Raw genomic sequence first — 21451 nt, forward strand, 5'->3', positions numbered from 1 at the left:
AATGATCAGAACCCTACTGTTTCTCCTTTTCCTCATCCCGGTCGCCGCACCGGCGCAGGAGGCGCTCAAAGAGCGTGAATATATCCACACCCTGACCTCGGCGGACGGCCACGGAGGAGGGTTCGTCTGGAAGATGAAGCGTGCCGACGAGGTCGGCGTACGCTCCGAGGAGGTCTCCTCGGCCGAACTCCCGACCGAAGGGTGGCTGCCGGCGGTGGTCCCGGGAACGGTGCTCAACTCGCTGGTCCACGACGGCGTCTACCCCGAACCCTACTACGGGCTGAACAACAAACTGGAAAAGAACCGCATCCCCGACCTCTACCGCGTGGGACGCGATTTCTACACCTACTGGTTCCGGACGGAATTCCGGCTCGACCGGAAGGAGTGCGGCGGCAAAAAGGTCTGGCTCCAGGCCGACGGCATCAACTACCGTGCGGAGATCTGGCTCAACGGCAACATGGTGGGCAACACGGCAGGCATGTTCCTGCAGCGCGTCATCGACATCACCGACAAGGTCACCTTCGACCGGGAGAACGTCCTGGCCGTGAAGGTCTATCCCGTGGACATGCCGGGCACGATCCGCCCCAAGGGCGGCAAGTCGTTCGGCGCAAACGGCGAATTCCAGAACGGCGGCAACGGCGAGATCGGCCGCAACGTCACCCAGCTGATGACCGTCGGATGGGACTTCTTCTACCTCGACGGCATCCGCGACCGCAACACCGGCATCTGGCGCGACATCTCCGTCTTCACCACCGGGCGGGTCCGGCTGGAGCACCCGTTCGTCAAATCCGAACTCTCCAGGCCGAACTACGACGTGGCGCGCCAGACCGTTTCGGTCGAGGTCTCCTATCCCGACTACGTCCCGCAGAACACCTGGCGCAAGGCAAGGGTGAGCGGCGAAATCCGGGGCGAGGGCATCCGCTTCGAGAAGGAGGTGAAACTCTACCGCGGCGAGGTGAAGCAGGTCGTCTTCACCCCCGAGGAGTTCCCGCAGCTCGTGATCCGCAACCCGCGCCTGTGGTGGCCGCTGAACAAGGGGAAGCAGGAACTGTACGACCTGACGCTGAAGGTCGAATTCGACGGTAAGGTGAGCGACTCGATCTCGACGCGCTTCGGCATCCGGGAGATCAGCTCCACGACCGACACACCGGACAAATCGCGCACGTTCAGCGTCAACGGCCGGCCGCTCTTCATCCGCGGCACCAACTGGCTGCCGGAGGCCATGCTCCGCACGTCGGACGAACGCACGCGGGCCGAACTGCGCTATACGGCCCAGTCGGGCGTGAACCTCATCCGCTTCTGGGGCGGCGGCATCACCGAATCGGACTACTTCTTCCAGCTCTGCGACTCGCTGGGCATCCTCGTGTGGCAGGAGTTCTGGATGACGGGCGACACGAACCACCCCAACGACCCCGCCGTCTACTATTCGAACGTGGTGTCCACGGTGAAGCGCATCCGCAACCACCCCTCGCTGGCCTACTACGTCTCGTCGAACGAAAGCACCGAGATGCCGCAGATGGAGCAGCTGCTGGAGCGCCTCGACGGCACGCGCGGCTACCAGATGCAGTCGGAGTGCGGCGGCGTGCACGACGGAAGCCCCTACAAACAGGTCAACATCATGAGCCACTACGAGGACAAGGCCTCGCCGCGCGGCAGCCGCGTCTACGGCTTCAACCCCGAGTACGGCGCCCCGTGCCTGCCGACGGTCGAATGCCTGCGCGAAATGATGGACGAAAAGGACCTGTGGCCCATCAACAGGGAGGTTTGGGACTATTCGGACGGAAACGGATTCCACCTCATGTCGTCGCTCTACACCGACATGACCAACCAGTACGGGCCTTCGCGGAACATCGAGGAGTTCGCCGAAAAGGCGCAGTTCCTCGGCGCACTGAACTACAAGAGCATCTGGGAGGTCTGGAACTACAACAAGTTCGGCTACGGCGACCGCTACACCTCGGGATTCCTCTACTGGTATCACAATTCGGCCGTGCGCCAGGTCGCCGGACGCATGTGGGACTGGTCGCTCGAACCCACCGCGGCGCTCTACGCCGCGCAGAACGCCTGCGAACCGCTCCATCCGCAGTTCGACTACCTGAAAAACACGGTGTCGGTGGTCAACGACCACTACCGCGCATACCGCGGCTACCGGGTCACGGCCGAAGTCTACGACCTCGACATGCGGCGCATCGACGCGCAGTCGGCGAGAGTGGACCTTCCCGAAGACGGCGTTGCGAACGACGTGCTGACGCTGGATTTCGCGGCGTCGAAAACCCCGGTGCAGTTCATCAAGCTGAAACTTTTCGACGAGCAGGGCAGACAGGCGGGCAGCAATTTCTACTGGCGTTCGGACAACGAGTACAAGGGCGCCAACACGCTCACCGGCCCGGCGACGGCAGGGTTCCAGGCCCTCGGCGAGCTGGCCAGAACCAAAGTCGCGGCCTCGTACCGGACTTCGGTCAACGGCGGAAACCACTTCATCGACCTCCGGCTGAAAAACACCGGCCGCACGGTGGCGTTCTTCACGCAGATACAGTGGCTCGACGGTGCGCGCAAACCGGTGCGGCCCTCGTTCTACACCGACAACTTCCTCTGCCTGATGCCGGGCGAGAGCCGGACGGTACGTATCGAAACGGCGCTCGGAAAACTCCCCGAAGCGGAATACACGCTCGTCGTGAGGGGCTTCAACCTCGACACCCGGGAATTCAAGGTCAAAATTGATCGCCCGTGAAACTCCTGCTGCATAGCCTGTTCCTGCTGCTGGCCTTCGAGACGCAGGCCCGCACGCACTCCTGCGACGTGGTGATCGTGGGCGGGACCCCTGCGGGGATCACCGCCGCCATAGCCGCCGCACGCGAGGGGAAGAACAGCGTCATTCTGGAGCGCTCGGCCCACATCGGCGGACTTCCGGCCAACGGGCTGGGCGCCACGGACATCGCCACGCGGGGCGCCACGGCGGGACTCTTCGCCCGCTTCATCGCGCTGAACAAAGCCTATTACGAAAGCCGTTACGGCGCGGATTCGCCGCAGGCGCGCGATTGCAGCGACGGATACCGCTTCGAACCCGCCGTCGCACAGCGGACCTTCGAGCGGATGCTCGCCGAAGCGGGTCCCGGGAAGATCACGGTCCTGACCGGCCGCCAGTTCGACGCCGAGGCGCGCTACGTAGTCAAAAAGGGCGACCGGATCGTCTCGATCCGCGTCCTCGACCGCACGACGGGGCGGGAGGAGCATTACAGCGGGGCCATGTTCATCGACGCCACCTACGAAGGCGACCTGGGCGCCGCCGCAGGAGTTCCGTTCCGGACCGGGCGCGAAGGGGCCGGCGAATACGGCGAACCGTGCGCCGGAAAGATTTACCGCTGGTGGAAGCACGGTCCCGACGCCGACGGCACGACCTACGAGGGCGACGACGCGATCCAGGCCTACAACTACCGCCTCTGCCTGACGGACGATCCGCAGAACCGGCTGGCGATCCCCCGGCCGGAGCGGTACGACCGCGAAGAGTACGTCTCGCTGGTCGGCGACGTGCTCGACGGACGCAACACCGACGCCCGTTACCGCAAGGCGGATTCGGCGGCCATAGCCCGGAACCGCCGGCGCATCGAATCCGGAGAGCGGACCGCCGCGCCCGGCGACGTCTGGGGCATGGCCAAGATCACGAGCATGACCCGCCTGCCCAATGCCAAGACCGACGCCAACAACCAGCACCTCGCGCTCATCTCCACGGACCTGCCCGAAGAGAACTGGCCGTGGCCGACGGCCGACTGGGCGTGGCGCGACCGGTTTGCGGAGCGGCTGCGCGACTATACGCTGGGCCTGCTGTGGTTCGCCCAGCACGACGAAGCCCTGCCGGCCCATTTCCGCGAAGCCTGCCTCCAATGGGGACTCGCCGCCGACGAATACCGCGACAACGGCGGATTCCCGCGCCAGGTCTACGTCCGCGAGGGACGCCGGCTGGAAGGGTGCTATTTCTTCACCGCCGGCGACGCCCTGCCCGAGGCCGAAGGGAAACGGCCGCCGCTCCACCCCGCGTCGGTCACCGCAAGCCACTACGCCCTCGACTCGCACGCCGTGCGCAAACGCGAGGCGGGCCGCGTGCACCTCGACGGCTTTTTCAGCCACCCGACGGCGGTCTACACGGTTCCCTACGGCGTGATGGTCCCCCGTCGCATCGAGAACCTGCTCTTCCCGGCAGCCGTTTCGGGCAGCCACGTCGGGTTTTCGACCCTGCGCATGGAGCCTTGCTGGATGGCCTTGGGCGAGGCTGCCGGAACGGCCGCCGCGCTGGCCATCGACAGTCGCAAGGATGTCCGCGAAATCCCAACGGAAACGTTGCAGGAACGGCTGCTCCGCCACGGGGCAATGCTGGTCTACCTGCGGGACCTCAAGGCGGACGATCCCGACTACGCCCGGGTGCAGCGGCTGGCGCTGCGGGGCTTCTTTCCCGAATGGGAAGCCGGACTCGACCGGGTGCTGGACGGAGAGACGGCACGGCTGTGGAGCACACTCGCCGGACGTGAAATCACGGCCGACGGCACGACCACCCGGCGCGAATGGCTCCGCCGGATTACAACGAATCAATTCCTAAAACCAAACTGAATATGAAACGCACATTTTCCTTTTTAACGGCCCTCCTGGCCATCGTCTCGATGATGCTGTGCTGCAACAACTGCAGCAAGGACGATTCCGGCGGCAACGACACCGGAAAGGCGTATCTCCGACTCAACTTCAACGAGAAGATGGTCTCCAACTCCTCCGGGTCGCTCGAAGTGTTCGTGTCGTCGAACGCCGCATGGACCGCCGAGCCGCGGAGCAAGTGGCTCAGCGTGGACCGCACCAGCGGCAAGGGCGACCTCTCGGTCCGCATCTCCTACGAGAAGAACGACACGGAGAAACGCACGGGCATCGTCCGCTTCACCGCCGAAGGCGTCAATCCGGTCGAGGTGACCGTCACGCAGTCGGCGCTGACCTTCACCAACCCCATCACCCTCGGAGGCAACATCGCCACGATGCCCGACCCGTACATCGTTCGGGACGGCGAATACTACTACACCTGCAAGGCGAGCGGCAACGGCATCGCCATCTCGCGCTCCACGCGGCTCACCGTGATCAACAGCACCACCAAGAAATGGAGCCTCCCCTACGAAGGTCCGTCGAAGCCGTGGAACATCGCCGACCTCTGGGCACCCGAAATGTTCCACATCGGCGACCGCTGGTACGTATACTACGCCGCAGGACGCCGCGGACAGGACGGAATCACCGGCTACAGCACGCAGCGCAGCGGCGTACTCCGCTCGAAGACCGACGACCCGCTGGGCGAGTGGGAAGACATGGGCATGCTCTACACCGGAGACAACTACCAGCCCGGCATCAAACCCACGGTGGAAAACACGGAATACGCCATCGACCTGACGACGTTCGAACTCAAGGGACAGCGCTACGCCGTCTGGTCGGGCAACGAGAAGACCGACGACATTCAGCAGATCCGCATCGCCACGATGTCGGACCCCTGCACCATCTCCTCGTCGCTGGCCGTGATCTCGACACCGACGCAGTCGTGGGAGACGATGGACGGACGCAAAATCAACGAGGGTCCCGCCGTGCTCGTCAACGAGGAGAAGGGCAAACTCTTCATCGTCTACTCCTGCAACCCCTCCTGGACCAAGAACTACCGCCTGGCCTGGCTGATGCTGGACATGAACAGCGGCAACCCGATGAATCCGGCCGACTGGCAGAAGTCTGGCAGCTATGCCTTCTGGCGCTGCGACAACACCAAGGAACCCGTATCGGGCGTCAACGGACTGGGCCACTGCACCTTCACCAAATCGCCCGACGGAACCGAGGACTGGATCATCTACCACGCCATGCGCTACTCCGACGGCGGCTGGGGCCAGCGCTACCCCTTCGTGCAGAAGTTCACCTGGAACGCCGACGGAACTCCCAACTTCGGAGAAGGCGCCGGATGGGGCGAATCGCTGCTCCTGCCCGCGGGAGAGACCCTCTGAACACCACCGCATTTTAAACCAAACTGAAAAATAGCACCGGAAACCGCATGAAAAAGTTCCTTTTAGTTGTACAAACCCTGCTGCTGCTCGCAACGGCCTCGAATGTCCAGGCGCAGAAAAGCTACGACCTGAAGCATTTCCCGAAGGGATGCCAGCCCGAAGAGATCGGCGTGAGACTCACCGAACGCTACCTCCAGACCCCGCATTCGCACTGGGGCGACATCAATTCGAAATACAAGGTCACGCTGATCACCTACCCCGACGTCTGCGCGTGGCTGGGCGCGCTGTGGTTCACGGCCGGAACCGGCAACGACAGCCTCTACACCCGGCTCGTGGAGCGTTTCGAGCCGCTGTTCACCACGCAGAAGAACCTGCAGCCCAACCTCTTCCCCAAGGACCACAACGTCGTCGACTTCTACGTTTTCGGCGCCGTGCCCCTGGAGATCTACAAGCGCAACCACGACCCGAAATACCTGGAGCTGGGCATGAAATACGCCGACGGACAGTGGGAGCTGCCGGAGAACCCGCAGCACTACAAGCAGCTCTCCGAGGCGAAGAAATACGCCGACGAGGGATACTCGTGGCAGACGCGGCTGTGGGTCGACGACATGTTCATGATCACCGACCTGCAGGCCCAGGCCTACCTGGTCACGGGCGACAAAAAGTACATCGACCGCGCCGCCCGTGAGATGGCGCTCTACCTCGACCGCATCCAGCGCCCCAACGGGCTTTTCTACCACCACACCGGAACGCCCTTCTTCTGGGGACGCGGCGACGGATGGATGGCCGTCGGCATGGCCGAGATGCTCCGCATGCTCCCGAAGGACAACCCCTATCTCCCGCGCATCAAGGCGGCCTATCTGCAAATGATGGAGACGCTGCTCCGTTACCAGGCCTACGACGGCATGTGGCGGCAGATCATCGACGACCCCAACTCGTGGAAGGAGACCTCCTCGACGGCCATGTTCACCTACGCGATGATCCTGGGCGTGAAGAACGGCTGGCTCGACCGGAAGATCTACGGCACGGCCGCCCGCAAGGCGTGGATCACGCTGCTCTCCTACCTCGACGAGAAGGACAACCTCCGCAATGTCTGCGAAGGGACCGGCGCCCGAAACAGCGCCGAATGGTATCAGAACCGCCGCCGACTGACCGGCGACATGCACGGACAGGCCGCCATGCTGTGGTGCGCCTATGCCCTCTCCTGCGACGTGAAACCTTACAAACTGGCCCCGAGCCGGTAAACCGAACCCATTATGAGCAAAATCCTGAAACTGTTTCTTCTCGGAATCGCCCTCGCCGGGCTGTGCGTGGCGGGGTGCAGCGAGAAGGCGACCACCGGCACGGGCGTAAAGCCCAAACCCACGCCGGAGCCTGATCCCGATGTCGAAGAGTATGATCTGATTACCTTTCCCGACCGGAAAGACCCCAAAACGGTCGGCGAAGGCGTCGTGAACCTCTTCATCCGCTCGGGGAACTCCAACTGGGGCGACATGCACTCCTCCAAGAAGAGTTCGCTGACCTCCTACCCCGACATCTGCGCCTGGCTGGGAGCGTTCTGGTATGCCGAGGCGGCCGGGAACAACGGCCTGTTCGACCAGCTGGTGGCGAAGTTCGACCAGTTCCTCGAAGTGGACGACAAGAGCATCGAGCCGAACAAGAGCCTCGTGACGCAGATTCCCCGTACGGAAAACAACGCCGTGGACTACAACATCTTCGGTGCCGTGCCGCTCCACATCTACTATGTCAAGAAACAGCGTGGCGCGGCCGAGGCCGACATCAAGAAGTACCTCGATCTGGGACTGCGCTACGCCGACCAGCAGTGGGAGCTGCCGACCGAAAAGAAATACCTGGAGAAGATGAAGGACCCGGAGTATTATCACAACCAGGGCTATTCGTACCAGACACGTCTGTGGATCGACGACATGTTCATGATCACGGCGCTCCAGGCGCAGGCCTATCTGGCCACGGGCGACGAGAAGTACATCGAACGCGCCGCCAAAGAGATGATTCTCTACCTCGACCAGCTGCCGGGCGAGAACGGAGTCTTCTACCACGCCCCCACCGCCAAGTTCTTCTGGGCCCGCGGCAACGGATGGATGGCCGTGGGAATGCCCGAGATGCTGCGGATGCTCCCCAAAAGCGCGAAATACGACGTCTACCGCAACCGCATCCTCACCGAGTACAAGAAGATGATGGCCACGTTGAGCGCCTACCAGTACGACAGCGGACTGTGGGGACAGCTGATCTACCCCAACCAGGGCGACATGTGGGAGGAGACCTCGGGATCGGCCATGTTCACCTATGCGATGATCCTGGGCGTGAAGAATGGCTGGCTCGACGAGAAGACCTACGGCACCGTCGCCCGCAAAGGCTGGCTGGGATTGCAGTCGTACCTGCAGACCAACTTCGAAATCCGGAACGTCTGCTGCGGAACCGGAGCCGGTTCGAGCTACGCATACTACCGCGACCGGGAAAAATACACCGGCGACCTGCACGGACAGGCGGCCGTGATGTGGTGCGCCTATGCGCTGACCGAACTGGCCAACGAACGGAAATAAACGAGATTAAAAACCTAAACCTACCTGCAAGCCTATGAAAAAAGCAAAACAGACCGAATGAAAAAACATTCGGCCCGGGGCGGAACCCGCCTCCCGGACCGCGGGCACACGCTGCCCGGAAAGCCCCGAATTATCATCTCAAATCATTTAGAACCGTATGGAAAATTTTTATAAAACAAGCATCGGGCGCGTCAAAACCCTGAAAAGCGTAAGCCTCGCCCTGCTTCTCCTGTTGTTCCTGTCGGTGGACGTCGGCGCGACATACGCACAGAGCGCCTCCGCACAAGGAACCGTGGCAACGGGAAAACGACGCATCACCGGAACCGTCACCGACGCCGACGGAGCACCGCTGGTCGGCGCAACCGTCTACATCCAGAACACCAACGTCGGAACGACGACCAACACCGACGGACTCTTCGTCATCGACGTCCAGCCCAAACAGCAGATCACGGTCAGCTACATCGGCTACCTGTCGCAGACCCTGCCGACCGACGGCCGCGAAGTGATCAACGTCAAACTGCTGACCGACACCGACCAGATCGAGGAGGTCGTCGTGGTCGGATACGGCAAGCAGAAACGCCAGGCGATGGTCAGCTCGATCGCCTCCGTCGGGTCGCGCGACCTGATGCAGTCCTCGTCGAGCAACCTGACGAGCAACCTCGCCGGCCAGCTCGCCGGTCTGATCAGCATCCAGCGCAGCGCCGAGCCGGGACGCGACGACGCCGAATTCTGGATCCGCGGCATCAGCACCTTCAAGGGCGGGACCAACCCGCTGGTGCTCGTCGACGGAATTCCCCGTGACATCAACAACATCGAGGCCGACGAAATCGAGACCTTCAGCATCCTCAAGGACGCCGCCGCGACGGCCGTCTACGGCGCCGAGGGCGCCAACGGCGTCATCCTCGTAACCACCAAGCGCGGTACGATCTCGCGGCCCAAAATCTCGTTCCGCATCGAGCAGTCGATCGCCTCGCCGCAGCGCCTGCCCGAATTCGTCGACTCGTGGGATTACCTCGACCTGGCCAATGAAGCCCGGGCCAATGACGGACTCACCCCCAGCTTCAGTGCCGCCCAAATCCAGCTCTACCGCGACCGCGTGGACAACGACCTCTATCCGAACACGCAGTGGATCGACGAACTGGTCCGCAAGGCCGTGCACAGCCAGCGCTACACACTCAACTTCCGCGGCGGCGCCGAGAACGCCAAATACTTCGTCTCGATGGCCTACTACCAGTCGGACGGCGTCTTCAAGGAGAACCCCAACGGCAAGTACGACAGCAACTTCGGATTCGAGCGTTACAACCTGCGCAGCAACATCGACCTGAAGGTGAGCAAAACCACGCGCTTGAGCGTCGATCTTTCGGGACAGTACGTACACCGCCGCACGGCCAACCGTTCGGCCGACGATATTTTCAGCTTCATGCTGCACACGCCTTCGTACCTCTTCCCGGCCATTTACAGCGACGGCACGCTGGCCAGCTACGAAAAGCAGGCCGACTCGAACAACCGCAACCCCTACAACATGCTCTACAACCAGGGCTACCGCCAGGAGTGGGGCGTCAAGATCCAGTCGAACATCAAACTGGAGCAGGACCTGAAATTCATCACTCAAGGTTTGAGCGTCCGCGGAAGCGTCAGTTTCGACTACGACGGCAGCTCGGCGACGCTGCGCGACTACTGGCCGAGCCTCTACCACGCCAGCGGCCGCGACGCCGAGGGCAACCTGATCTTCACCACGACCTCGTCGGGATCGCCCGAAATCGAGGATCCCAAGTTCACCTCGACGAGCTACCTGCGCAAGATCTACATCGAGGGAGCCATCAACTACCAGCGCACGTTCAACTACGTACACAACGTGGGCGCCATGATCCTCTACATGCAGAAGGAGCAGCAGAAGAACGATCCGGTGCTTCCCTACCGCAAGCAGAGCGTCGTGGGCCGCGTGACCTATTCGTACGACAACCGCTACTTCATCGAGGGCAGCTTCGGTTACACCGGCAGCGAAACCTTCGCCAAGAAGAACCGCTTCGGCTTCTTCCCCGCCGTAGGTATCAGCTACTTCGTCTCCAATGAGAAATTCTATCCCGAAGGGCTGAAGAAGGTGATGAACAACGCGAAAATCCGCCTCTCGATGGGCCGCACGGGTAACGACAATACGGGAACCGACCGCTTCCTCTACCGTGCGACGTTCAACACCTCGGGCCACACCTTCAACCAGGGCATCGGAACCTCAGCCTCGAACGGCATGGGCGCCGGTATCTACGACCTGCGTTTCGTCAACAACGACATCCACTGGGAGATCGAGACCAAACGCAACGTCGGCGTCGACCTGGGCTTCTTTGACAACCAGATCGAACTGACGGCCGACTACTTCAACAACCGCCGCAAGAGCATTCTGCTCGAACGCAACACGATCCCCGGCGTCGCCGGCTTCCACGCAAAACCGTGGCAGAACTACGGCATCGTGGACAACTGGGGCGTCGACGCCAGCCTGAACGCCCGCCACGACTTCGGCAAGGTCCGCGTCAGCGCCCGCGGTACGTTCACCTTCGCCCGCAACAAGATCATCGAGTACGACGAGCTGAAACAACTCTACGACTACCAGCGGATCACCGGCACGCGCGTGAACGAAAACACGCTCTACATCGCCGAGCGGCTCTACACCGAGGACGACTTCATCCGCACGCAGAACCCCAACGGAACCTACTCCTACGAGCTGCGTCCGGGACTTCCAACCGTCGCGTTGCAGGGAACCCTCGGCCCGGGCGACATCAAGTACGCCGACCTGAACCACGACGGCGTGATCGACAGCAACGACAAGAAACGCGGCGTAGGACACCCCTACAACCCCGAAATAAACTACGGCTTCGGACTTAACGTCGAATACAAAGGCTTCTACGTGAGCGCCTTCTTCCAGGGCACGGGCAACTCGTCGGTGCTGCTGGCATCGGGCAACAACCACTTCTGGCCCTTCAACTGGTATGAGGACAAGTCCAACTACCGCACGCTGTTCCTCGACCGCTGGACGGCCGACAACCCGCGTCAGGACGTCACGATGCCGCGTCTGCACAGCCATTACAGCCACAACGTCAACAAGGAACCCAGCACGTGGTGGCTCCGGAGCGGCAACTTCCTGCGCTTCAAGAACCTCGAAATCGGCTATAACCTGCCCAAGACCTTCCTCCGCAAGATCCGCCTCGACGCCGTCCGCGTCTACATGCTGGGCAACAACCTCTGCGTCTGGGACGACATCGAGTACTGGGATCCCGAGCAGGGCAACCGCAACCAGGGTATGAGTTATCCCATGTCCCGCACCTTCACGCTGGGACTCGAAGTGAACTTCTAATCAAGGAGAACGAACTATGAAAAAGAATTTTGTAAAAATACTTTCCTTCGGACTGCTGGCCTGCACGGCCTGGTCGTGCAGCTTCCTCGACGTGTCCGACGAGCTGGCCGGCGGCATCTCCGACATCTCGCAGGTGTTCAGCAATGTCGACCGCACCAAGAAATGGTATTCGCAGGTCTTCAACAACCGTCCGGACTATTCGGCCGTCTGGGTCACGGACAGCCCGATGGGAAATCCCTGGACCGCTTATACCGACGAAATCTACACGCGACTGGCCAACAATGCGGGCAAGTACACCGAGTGGAACTCGTCCAACGGCAATTCGCAGCGCTGGAACACGCTCTACGAGAGCATCCGGCAGGCCAACATCTTCCTGGAGCAGGCCCGTCCGATCGTGGACGAGGGAGGTCCCGACGCCGCCCGTCTGACCGAAGCGGAGATCAAACTCTACAAGGCCAACGTCCGTTTCATGCGCGCGGCCTACCACTATTACCTGATGGAGCTTTACGGCCCGGTTCCCATCGTCGACCACTCGATGAAATTGGGTGACGACCTCGACCTTCCGCGCAACTCGCTCGACGAGGTGATCGCCTTTATCGACAGGGAACTGAAGGAGTGCATGGAGGAGATGGCGCAGGAACCCTACCACGACAACGAGAATCTCCGCGCCGTGCCCACCAAGGGCGCCGCACTGGCGCTGCGCGCCAAACTGTGGGTCTACGCCGCCAGCCCGCTCTTCAACGGCGGATGGCCCGAGGCCGTGGCGCTGACCAACAAGGACGGCAAGCGGCTCTTCCCCGACCGCGACGACTCGAAACTCCAGACCGCAGTGGAGCGCCTCCGCGATTTCCTCGACTACGCCGAGCAGGGCAGCCGCTACGAACTGCTCAACACGGGCAACCCGGACAAAGACCTCTACAACCTGTTTCAGGAGTACAACAAGGAGATCATCTGGGCCACCTCGACCAACTCGTGGGGCAAGCTGGGCGAGCAGAAGTTCGACACCTTCGCCACCCCGCGCTCGCAGCCCCAGGGCCAGGGCGGCTTCCACGTCCTGCAGGAGCTGGTCGACGACTTCTACATGAAGGACGGCAAGCCGGTCAAGGCCACCTCGTTCCTGCCCAAGTCGGAACTCTATCCGGCCAACGAAGCCGAAATGGGAACGTACAACGGCGTTCAGGTATCGAAAATGTACATCGACCGCGAACCCCGCTTCTACAACACCATCACCTTCTCGGGCATGAAGTGGCACATGAGCAACCAGGAGATCCAGTTCTACCGCGGCGGCAAGGACGACAACTCCGTAGCCGACGGCGCCCCGCTCACGGGTTACCTGCTCTACAAACGCATGAACCGCACGGTCTACGGCGGAAACATCTCCGGCGCCGTGACCTCGAAGTACCGTCCGGTGATCATCTTCCGGCTGGCGGAGTTCTACCTGCTCTACGCCGAGATGCTGAACGAGGTCGACCCGACGAACGCCGACGTGCTGAAATACGTCAACCTGGTGCGCAGCCGCGCCGGACTGGAGGACCTGGAGGTGCTCAATCCCGCCATCGAGGGCAACCAGACATTGCAGCGCGAAGCCATCCGCCGCGAGAGCCGCATCGAGCTGGCGACCGAGGGACAGCGCTACTTCGACGTGCGCCGCTGGATGATCGCCGACAAAGCGCCCGGCCAGGGCGGCCAGGGCGGCGAGTTCCACGGCATGAACGTCGACCAGCCCCAGCCCGCGTACTACACCCGCACGAAGTTGCAGACCCGCTCTTTCAAGAACAAGAACTATCTCTACCCCATTCCGCTGGACGAGATCAAGCGCAGCGACGTGCTGGTGCAGAATCCCGGCTGGTAGGTCCGTATAAACCGATAAACTTACGATGATGAAAAAAATAAGCATATTTCTGTTGGCAGCGGCCGTCCTGCTGGGCGGCGGCTGCGAAGACAGTTCCGACACGGACAAGGTGATCCCCGTCTCGGCGATCGCGCTGGATTCGTCGCTGAGCGGCGGCATCACGATGGAGGTCGGCCAGACGACGAACATCGCCGGCAAGGTGACGATACTCCCCGAGGACGCCACGAACACCACCGAATCCTACGAGTCGTCGAACGCGGAGATCGTCGCGGTCGACGGGTCGGGCGCCGTGAAGGCCCTCAAGCCGGGCCTGGCGATGATCACCATCAGCGTGGGCGGCAAGCACACGCATTTCGAGGTGAAGGTCGAGGCGAAGAAGGTTCCCGTCGAGAGCGTCACGCTCCCCGCCGAACTGGCCGACGGCGTCACGCTGAAGATCGGCGAAACGCTCGACATCGCCGGCAAGGCGATCATCACGCCCGAGAACGCCACCGAACGGACCGAGAGCTACTCTTCGTCGGTTCCGATGATCGCATCGGTCAGCGAGGAGGGCGTCGTAACGGCGATCGCAATCGGGGAAACGACGATCACAATCACCGTCGGCGACAAATCCGCCCGTTTCACCCTCATGGTCGAGAAGATAGCCGTGGAATCGGTCACGCTGCCCGAGGAACTGACCAAGGGCGTCACGCTGAAAAAAGGTGAAACGCTCGACATCGCCGGCAAGGCGACCGTCAAGCCCGAAAACGCCACGAACCGCGCAGAAAGCTACGATTCGTCGGACAAGAACATCGCCACGGTCAGCGCCGAGGGTCTCGTAACGGCAGTCGAAATCGGCAAGACGACGATTTCCGTCTCGGTCGACGGCGTCCAGGCATCGTTCGAACTGACCGTCGCCGAAGATGTTCCGGTGGCACTCGAGAAGATCGAAATCAAGAACGGAGCCACCGCCATTCAAGGCTCGGCATCGGTCGTTCTCGGAGAGAACACGACGTTCGACCTCTACGCGCAGCTCCAGCTCTCGCCCGCGAACCAGACCGAAGGGGTGAAATATATCGCCTACGGTCCGGAAGAGATCGCCACGATCGACGAAAACGGCATCGTCACCTGCAAAGGCGTCGGTACGGTCACGTTCGTCATCCTCGCCAAGAGCAATCCGGCCAATCCGGGCAACGACTTCAAGAACGCCGGGGCCAAGAAGGCCTATTTCGCCGTCAACATCACCGACCCCCACGACCTCGACCGTACGGGATGGGAAGTTTCCGCAAATTCGGGTGCGATCAGCGGCACGGCAGGAAGCAAGACGGCTGCGTTCGACAACGTTTTCGATCCCGGCGTTTTCAAAGATGTGAAAGGATCGAATTTCGGTTTGACCAAACCGACCACTGCCGACGGCGAAGTATGGTTCGTCGTGGATATGCAGAAAGAGCAGACAGTGAACTATTTCCGTCTGATGCACCAGTCCTGCCGCAACACAGACCGGAGTTGCAGGTGGAAAAAATTCTCGGCAATCCTGGGCAGCAACGACGGCGAAACCTTCACGCAGATCGCATCCGACGTCGAGGTTCCGAACCTGGACAATGCTCCGGGAATCGACCCCAACGACGGAGGCTCGCGGAATATCGACAAATACCACACGTGTTCGAATGTCAAACTCCCGAACACGGTGAAATACCGCTACCTGAAATTCGTCGGGAAGAAAGACTGCTTCACGGGAACCGCCAAGACCTGTCAGTTCTCGGAAATGTACCTCGGTCTCGACGAATAGACTTTTCGGCTCCGGCGGTCATTTGCAACCCGGCCGCCGGAGTCCGGAATCTTTAACCGAAAAAACGACATTTGAATTATGAAAAAAATATGTATTTGTCTGTTCGCCGCGGCGGCCCTGCTGGGCGCAGGCTGTGAAGACAACGTGCCCGAACCGGGTACGATGGAGGTTCCCGTGGAGAGCGTCACGCTCGACGAGGAGTTGAGCGGAGGCCTCGTCATGGAGGTCGGCGAGACACGGGACGTATCGCTCAAAGTGAAGGTGGAACCCGTAAACGCCACCGACCTGGCGGAACTCTTCTACTCCTCGAACGTCGAAGTGGCAACGGTCAGCCCCAAGGGCGTCGTAACGGCCCAGAAGGCCGGAATCACCATGATCTCGATCTATGTGAGCGGCATCGAAACCTACTTCACGGTAACGGTCGTCGACCGGATTCCCATCGACATCGAGTCGATCTCCTTCTCCAACCCGACCATGGAGGCATACGCCGGAGTCGGTTACAACCTCTACGTCTCGACCGAACCGCTCGACCAGAACGAGGGCGTGATCTTCACCTCCTCCGATCCTTCGATCGCGACGGTGGACGCCGAAACCGGCCGCATGTTGTGTCTCCGGATCGGAGAGGTCACCATTACGGCCGCCGCAAAGAATCATCCCGACATCAAGGCCACGATGACCGTTTCGATCACCGAGTTCTTCGGCGACTACGACCGCAGCAAATGGTCGATGAGCTTCTCGCACGGCTGGAAAGCCGACTCGTCCATCGGAAGCAGCGCGACCGCCGCTATCGACGGCAATGAAAGCACGACGCTGTCGATGGACCGTCCGGGCAGAAACGGCCTTTCCGCCACCGACGAAATCTGGTTCCAGATCGACCGCGGCGACAATCCGGGCAAAGTCAATTACGTGCGTATCCGTCACCGTCCGGAGGGCAACAACAACGACAACCGTCTCGTCCGCTGGTGGGGATTCAACCGCATCGAGGGCAGCAACGACGGCAAGAACTTCGAAATCATCGCCGAGCGCGTCGCGCTGACGCCCGATCCGAACGTGTACGAAAACCTGCTGACGGACAATGTCCCCATCCCGGAGAACGAATATCGTTATCTGCGGTTCATCGGCTGGAACGACGTTACCACCGCAGCTCCGCAGTTGGGCTTCTACTGCGCACGCGGCGTGGATCACGGCGGGATCAACCCGGGCAACACCATCCAGATCAACGAAATCTACCTCGGCCGCGCAAAATAAGCCGCCGGACTTTGTAAACGGAAAGGCTCAAAGAACATCTCTTTGGGCCTTTTCTTTAACTTCGGAAACAATGCAGACTACAATGCGAAAAAGCATCTTATTCTTAACCTTTTTGTGTCTCCAGGCCGGTGCGCTGCGGGCGCAGGTGACGCTGACCGAACGGGCCGCGGCCCGCACGGACTTCGAACTGGTCACCGCGGACGGCACCGCCGCCGTCTGTTACGATGCCGCGGACGCCGCGGTCGTGGGGACCGCCGCCGGGCTGTTCGCCGCGGACGTCGCACGCGTGACGGGCCGCGAAATCCCCGTCGTCGACGGGTCGGAACTCCCCGCGAAGACCCGCTGTGCGGTGATCGTCGGGACGGTCGGCCAAAGCCGCTGGATCGACGAGCTGGCCGCCGCAAAAAAGATCGACGTCACCCCCATCGAGGGCGGCTGGGAGCGTTACACGCTCCGGCTGGTCGACCGCCCGGGCCACGGACTGCGCAAAGCGCTGGTCATCGCGGGCAGCGACCGCCGCGGCACGGCCTACGGGCTGCTCTCGGTGTCGCGCGCCATCGGCGTAAACCCCTGGTACTGGTGGGCGGACGCCCCGGTGGAGCGCCGGGACCGAGTGACGCTGCGCGTCGCGGACTACACATCGCCAACCCCGTCGGTGAAATACCGCGGTATCTTCATCAACGACGAGGACTGGGGACTCTACCGCTGGGCGAAGGAGAACTTCGAAAAGGAGTTGGGCAACATCGGTCCGAAAACCTACGAGAAAGTGTGCGAACTGCTGCTCCGCCTCCAGGCCAACTACCTGGCCCCGGCGATGCACGACGCCACGACGGCGTTCTACAAGATTCCCGAAAACCGCGTGATCGCCGACCGCTACGGAATTGCGATCGGCTCGTCGCACTGCGAACCGCTGGGACTGAACACCGCCAGCGAGTGGGACTCGAAGACGATGGGCGAATGGGACTACGTGAACAACAGGGCCGGGGTGGACCGGGTGCTGAAAGAGCGCGTCGAGACGTCGGCCCCCTATGAAAACGTCTACACGCTGGCCCTGCGGGGGCTGCACGACCGGGCGATGGCCGGCAGCGAGGACCTCAACGCACGGAAAGCCACGATGCAGGAGGCCCTGCTGGCCCAGCGGCAAACCCTGGCCGACGTACTGGGCAAACCCGCGGAGGAGATTCCGCAGGTCTTCACGCCCTACAAGGAGGTGCTCGACGTCTACAACCGCGGGTTGCAGCTTCCCGACGACGTGACGATCATCTGGCCCGACGACAACTACGGCTACATGAAACGGCTGAGCAGCCCCGAGGAGCAGAAACGCTCGGGGCGTTCGGGCGTCTACTACCACTCGTCCTACCTGGGCCGTCCCCACGACTACCTGTGGATGAACACTACCTCGCCGACGCTGATGTACGAGGAGCTGCGCAAGGCCTACGATTCGACGGCCGACCGCGTATGGCTGCTGAACGCCGGGGACATCAAATCGTGCGAATTCGCCGTGGATTTCTTCCTGGCGATGGCGTATGACATCGACGCTTTCGATTTCCGACGTGCCGCCAGCTACCGTGCCGAGTGGATGAGCGGCCTGCTGGGCCGCGAGCATTTCGACGAGTTCCGGGAGATTTCCGATGCGTTCTACCACCTCGCCTTCGTCCGCAAGCCCGAATTCATGGGCTGGGGCTACCAATGGGCCACCGACAAGCACGGCAAGGAGCGGAACACGGACACCGACTTCTCCTTCGCCAACTACCGCGAAGCCGACCGGCGTCTGGAAGCCTATGCGCAGATCGCCGGTCGCGTGACCTCGCTGCTGGAGCGGATGCCCGAGAAGGACAGGGCGTGCTTCTATCAGGTGCTCTATTACCCGGTGAAGGCGTGCGAACTGCTGAACCGGATGGTGCTCCGCGGGCAGCAGAACCGCCGCTATGCCACGCAGCAGCGCGCCGCGACCGACGCGCTGGCCGCCGAAAGCCGCATGTGCCACGACAGCCTGCAGGTGATCACGGCCGGTTACAACGCCCTGCTCGGCGGCAAGTGGGACCACGTGATGACGATGAACCAGGGCTTCGCCTCCTCCTACTTCCAGCTCCCGGAACTGCGGAGCGCACAGCTCGCTCCCCGCGCCGTGCTGGGAGTCGAAGCCGAAGGCGAAGATGTGATGAAGGGACTGCGGAGCTACCACATGCTCCCGGCATTCAACACGTTCCTGCGCCGCTCCTACTTCGTGGACGTCTACAACAAGGGCGGCGGGCCGCTGCAATGGAACGCCGAGGCAAGCGACGACTGGATCGTGCTGAGCCGGACTGCGGGCACGACCCGCACCGGGGAGCGGATCGAGGTGTCGGTGGACTGGTCGAAAGTCCCCGTCGGGGATGCCGTTTCGGGCTGCCTGACGATCAAAAGCGCCGGCGGGGAGAGCCGCCGCGTGCTGGTCTCGGTCTTCAACCCGGCTTCGCCCGCCCGCGAGGAGGTGCAGGGACTCTACGTCCAGCACAACGGATACATTTCGATCCCGGCGGCGGACTTCCACCGCAAACGCGAAAACGACGCAATCCGCATCCGGCAGATCCCGAACCTCGGCATCGAGAACACGGCGATCCAGCTGGGCGACCCGACGGCTCCGAAACAGAACACCCGGAGGCGGGAGGTTCCCTGCGTGGAATACGATTTCTACACGTTCGAACAGGGTTCGGTCGACGTTTACACCTACGTTCTGCCGACCTTCGTGATCAGCGCCGACCGGGGGTATGCCGGGCACGAGGCGACGAACCTCGAAACCCAGTACGGAGTCTGCATCGACGAAGGTCCGGTGATGAACCCCTCGACCTCGTCGATCGAGTATGCACAGATCTGGTACGAGAGCGTACTGCGGAACTGCCGGGTGAACAAAACGACGCTGCACATCGGCAAACCCGGCCGGCACACGGTGAAAATCCTGTGCGGCGACGCCGGCACGGTGCTCCAGAAGATCGTGCTGGACTTCGGCGGCATGAAACGCTCCTACCAGGGACCGCCGCCCACCCGCGCCGAATAACCACCGAAAAAAGGTCCGGATCGCTCCGGACCTTTTTCATTGCGGGGAAAAGCCTCCGGTCCCCGCGAAAAAAGGCGGCAGCAGGCAGCGGCTTTTAAGCGGGATCGTTCCGGGCAGTGCGGAGAACGGGGCGGATGGAATGTACCGAAGTACTATCCATTTGTATTCCGAGAGGAGAAAATAGCGTAAATATTAGGTTTTCAATAATTTAATATTCGCAAGAATTTTCTTCTTCGGGTAATAACCGGCATAAAAAGGTAATTCCAGACGAGGTTTCGGTTTCCAGATCGTTACCTCGTCTGTTTTGTTGTGTTTTGCATAAAACAGTCATCTGTAGTTTTTTGGATCGTCCTTCATCTTGACAAACGACTCTGAAGAAATTAGTTTTCAACCCCTAAATTTCCTCGGAGTATGCGCAGCACATTCAAGGTTCTGTTCTACCTTAAAAAGGACAAACACAAAGTTCAGCCTGTTGTTCCTGTCATGGGCCGTATTACCGTCAACGGTACTATCTCCCAGTTCAGCGCCAAACTCAACGTACCTCCCCATCTGTGGGAAGTGAAGGGCGGAAGAGCCAAGGGCAAAAGCTTTGAAGCCGACCGTATCAACCGCCATCTGGATAATATCCGTATCCAGATAGGTAAACACTATCAATCTATCTGCGACCATGACGGATATGTTTCCGCCGATAAGGTGAAGAATGCCTGTCTGGGTTTCGGCAGAAAGTATAAACTGTTACTGGAGTTATGCGATGAATTCTGTAAGGATTACAAGACCCGTGTAGACGTCGACCGTACCATCCACTCCTTACTTCGTTATCAAACCTTAAGACGTGATTTGAGTCTCTTCGTCTGCCGGAACTATAAAGTCAGGGATATTCCCCTTGCGGAACCGGACCAGTCTTTTGCAGAAAAGTTTACCGCCTATCTGAAGCATGTCAGAGGCCTTGCCGACACGACGGTCAGCGTTGAGATCAAATCGCTGCAGCATATCGTCAAGAAAGCGTTTAACGACGGGCAAACAGACAAGAATCCGTTCGCCTATTACTATTATGTTGCCGAACAGCCGGAGATCGAATACCTCACCGAATCGGACACGGGATATGTTTCTGTTCTGCTGTTTCACGGGGTTGTCGTATGCCGATCTGGCGAAACTGAATTATGAGGAGTTGAAACAAACTCCGGACGGAGAATGGTGGATTAGCAGTATCCGTCAGAAGACGAAAGTCGCGTTCACGGTAAAACTGCTTCCGGTCGCAAAGGCAATCCTTGAAAAGTACCGTATTCCGACAAACCGGTTCAACAGACTTTTTCCCGGAAATCCGGATAGGGTCTTCCCGGTCGCTTCCTTGAAATACTCGGACGCCTGCCTGAAACAGATCGCCAGACAACGCGGAATTACCAAGAATCTGAAATTTCACTGCGCGAGACATACCTTTGCCACGACGGTCACGCTGATGAACGGTATTCCGCTGGAAACGGTATCAAAAATGCTGGGGCACAAATACACGACTACGACTCATATCTATGCCAAGGTGACAAACCAAATGATAGGTAATGCGATAAGCCGAATAGAGGACCAAATTGGCGAACAGTTCCAATTTCCGACTCTGAAAAAAGAAGCGGTCGGATAAA

General features: G+C 60.8%; 12 protein-coding genes. All 12 read left to right on the forward strand.

Annotated features, from left to right (window positions below; genetic code table 11):
- The first annotated feature begins 1 nt into the window (after position 1).
- The 12 genes from ACGHP5_RS05065 (at position 2) to ACGHP5_RS05120 (ending at position 21450) form a co-directional block, all read left to right on the forward strand.
- Positions 2-2728 (forward strand): glycoside hydrolase family 2, encoded by a 2727-nt coding sequence (locus ACGHP5_RS05065; RefSeq protein ID WP_390568169.1) that lies wholly within the window; start codon positions 2-4, stop codon positions 2726-2728.
- A complete protein-coding gene (locus tag ACGHP5_RS05070) occupies positions 2725-4599 on the forward strand; it encodes an FAD-dependent oxidoreductase (RefSeq protein WP_390568170.1) in 1875 nt (624 codons plus the stop codon). Before ACGHP5_RS05065 ends, ACGHP5_RS05070 begins: the two co-directional genes overlap by 4 nt.
- A gap of 2 nt (positions 4600-4601) precedes the next feature.
- Entirely contained in the window at positions 4602-6005 is a 1404-nt protein-coding gene (locus ACGHP5_RS05075; protein WP_390568171.1) for a family 43 glycosylhydrolase, read from the forward strand.
- A 47-nt stretch (positions 6006-6052) separates the two neighbouring features.
- Complete coding sequence (locus ACGHP5_RS05080) at positions 6053-7249, forward strand: glycoside hydrolase family 105 protein (RefSeq protein WP_290533298.1); 1197 nt, start codon at positions 6053-6055, stop codon at positions 7247-7249.
- A 12-nt stretch (positions 7250-7261) separates the two neighbouring features.
- The gene (locus ACGHP5_RS05085) at positions 7262-8566 is read left to right on the forward strand and encodes a glycoside hydrolase family 105 protein (RefSeq protein ID WP_390568172.1); all 1305 of its coding nucleotides are present in this window, start codon (positions 7262-7264) and stop codon (positions 8564-8566) included.
- A gap of 157 nt (positions 8567-8723) precedes the next feature.
- On the forward strand, positions 8724-11912 hold the full coding sequence (locus ACGHP5_RS05090) for a TonB-dependent receptor (RefSeq protein WP_337756535.1): 3189 nt from the start codon (positions 8724-8726) through the stop codon (positions 11910-11912).
- Between the two features lie 16 nt (positions 11913-11928).
- Complete coding sequence (locus tag ACGHP5_RS05095) at positions 11929-13764, forward strand: RagB/SusD family nutrient uptake outer membrane protein (protein ID WP_290533295.1); 1836 nt, start codon at positions 11929-11931, stop codon at positions 13762-13764.
- A gap of 28 nt (positions 13765-13792) precedes the next feature.
- The gene (locus ACGHP5_RS05100) at positions 13793-15532 is read left to right on the forward strand and encodes an Ig-like domain-containing protein (protein WP_390568174.1); all 1740 of its coding nucleotides are present in this window, start codon (positions 13793-13795) and stop codon (positions 15530-15532) included.
- A 78-nt stretch (positions 15533-15610) separates the two neighbouring features.
- Positions 15611-16780 carry an Ig-like domain-containing protein gene (locus tag ACGHP5_RS05105; protein WP_337773257.1) on the forward strand — a complete coding sequence of 390 codons (1170 nt, stop codon included), beginning with the start codon at positions 15611-15613 and terminating at the stop codon, positions 16778-16780.
- Between the two features lie 82 nt (positions 16781-16862).
- Positions 16863-19817 (forward strand): glycosyl hydrolase 115 family protein, encoded by a 2955-nt coding sequence (locus ACGHP5_RS05110; protein WP_390568176.1) that lies wholly within the window; start codon positions 16863-16865, stop codon positions 19815-19817.
- A gap of 411 nt (positions 19818-20228) precedes the next feature.
- Positions 20229-20981: a phage integrase SAM-like domain and Arm DNA-binding domain-containing protein gene (locus ACGHP5_RS05115; protein ID WP_390567919.1), complete on the forward strand. Its 753-nt coding sequence runs from the start codon at positions 20229-20231 to the stop codon at positions 20979-20981.
- A complete protein-coding gene (locus ACGHP5_RS05120; protein WP_390567918.1) occupies positions 20920-21450 on the forward strand; it encodes a site-specific integrase in 531 nt (176 codons plus the stop codon). Before ACGHP5_RS05115 ends, ACGHP5_RS05120 begins: the two co-directional genes overlap by 62 nt.
- Position 21451: the final 1 nt, after the last annotated feature.

It is taken from the genome of Alistipes sp. i18-0019-D1, from assembly GCF_042852885.1.
GTDB lineage: Bacteria > Bacteroidota > Bacteroidia > Bacteroidales > Rikenellaceae > Alistipes.

Coding starts and splice junctions, on each gene's coding strand:
- ACGHP5_RS05080 (WP_290533298.1), top strand. CDS start 6,053: ATGAAAAAGTTCCTTTTAGTTGTACAAACCCTGCTGCTGCTCGCAACG.
- ACGHP5_RS05065 (WP_390568169.1), top strand. CDS start 2: ATGATCAGAACCCTACTGTTTCTCCTTTTCCTCATCCCGGTCGCCGCA.
- ACGHP5_RS05095 (WP_290533295.1), top strand. CDS start 11,929: ATGAAAAAGAATTTTGTAAAAATACTTTCCTTCGGACTGCTGGCCTGC.
- ACGHP5_RS05090 (WP_337756535.1), top strand. CDS start 8,724: ATGGAAAATTTTTATAAAACAAGCATCGGGCGCGTCAAAACCCTGAAA.
- ACGHP5_RS05120 (WP_390567918.1), top strand. CDS start 20,920: ATGTTTCTGTTCTGCTGTTTCACGGGGTTGTCGTATGCCGATCTGGCG.
- ACGHP5_RS05105 (WP_337773257.1), top strand. CDS start 15,611: ATGAAAAAAATATGTATTTGTCTGTTCGCCGCGGCGGCCCTGCTGGGC.
- ACGHP5_RS05075 (WP_390568171.1), top strand. CDS start 4,602: ATGAAACGCACATTTTCCTTTTTAACGGCCCTCCTGGCCATCGTCTCG.
- ACGHP5_RS05115 (WP_390567919.1), top strand. CDS start 20,229: ATGCGCAGCACATTCAAGGTTCTGTTCTACCTTAAAAAGGACAAACAC.
- ACGHP5_RS05110 (WP_390568176.1), top strand. CDS start 16,863: ATGCGAAAAAGCATCTTATTCTTAACCTTTTTGTGTCTCCAGGCCGGT.
- ACGHP5_RS05100 (WP_390568174.1), top strand. CDS start 13,793: ATGAAAAAAATAAGCATATTTCTGTTGGCAGCGGCCGTCCTGCTGGGC.
- ACGHP5_RS05085 (WP_390568172.1), top strand. CDS start 7,262: ATGAGCAAAATCCTGAAACTGTTTCTTCTCGGAATCGCCCTCGCCGGG.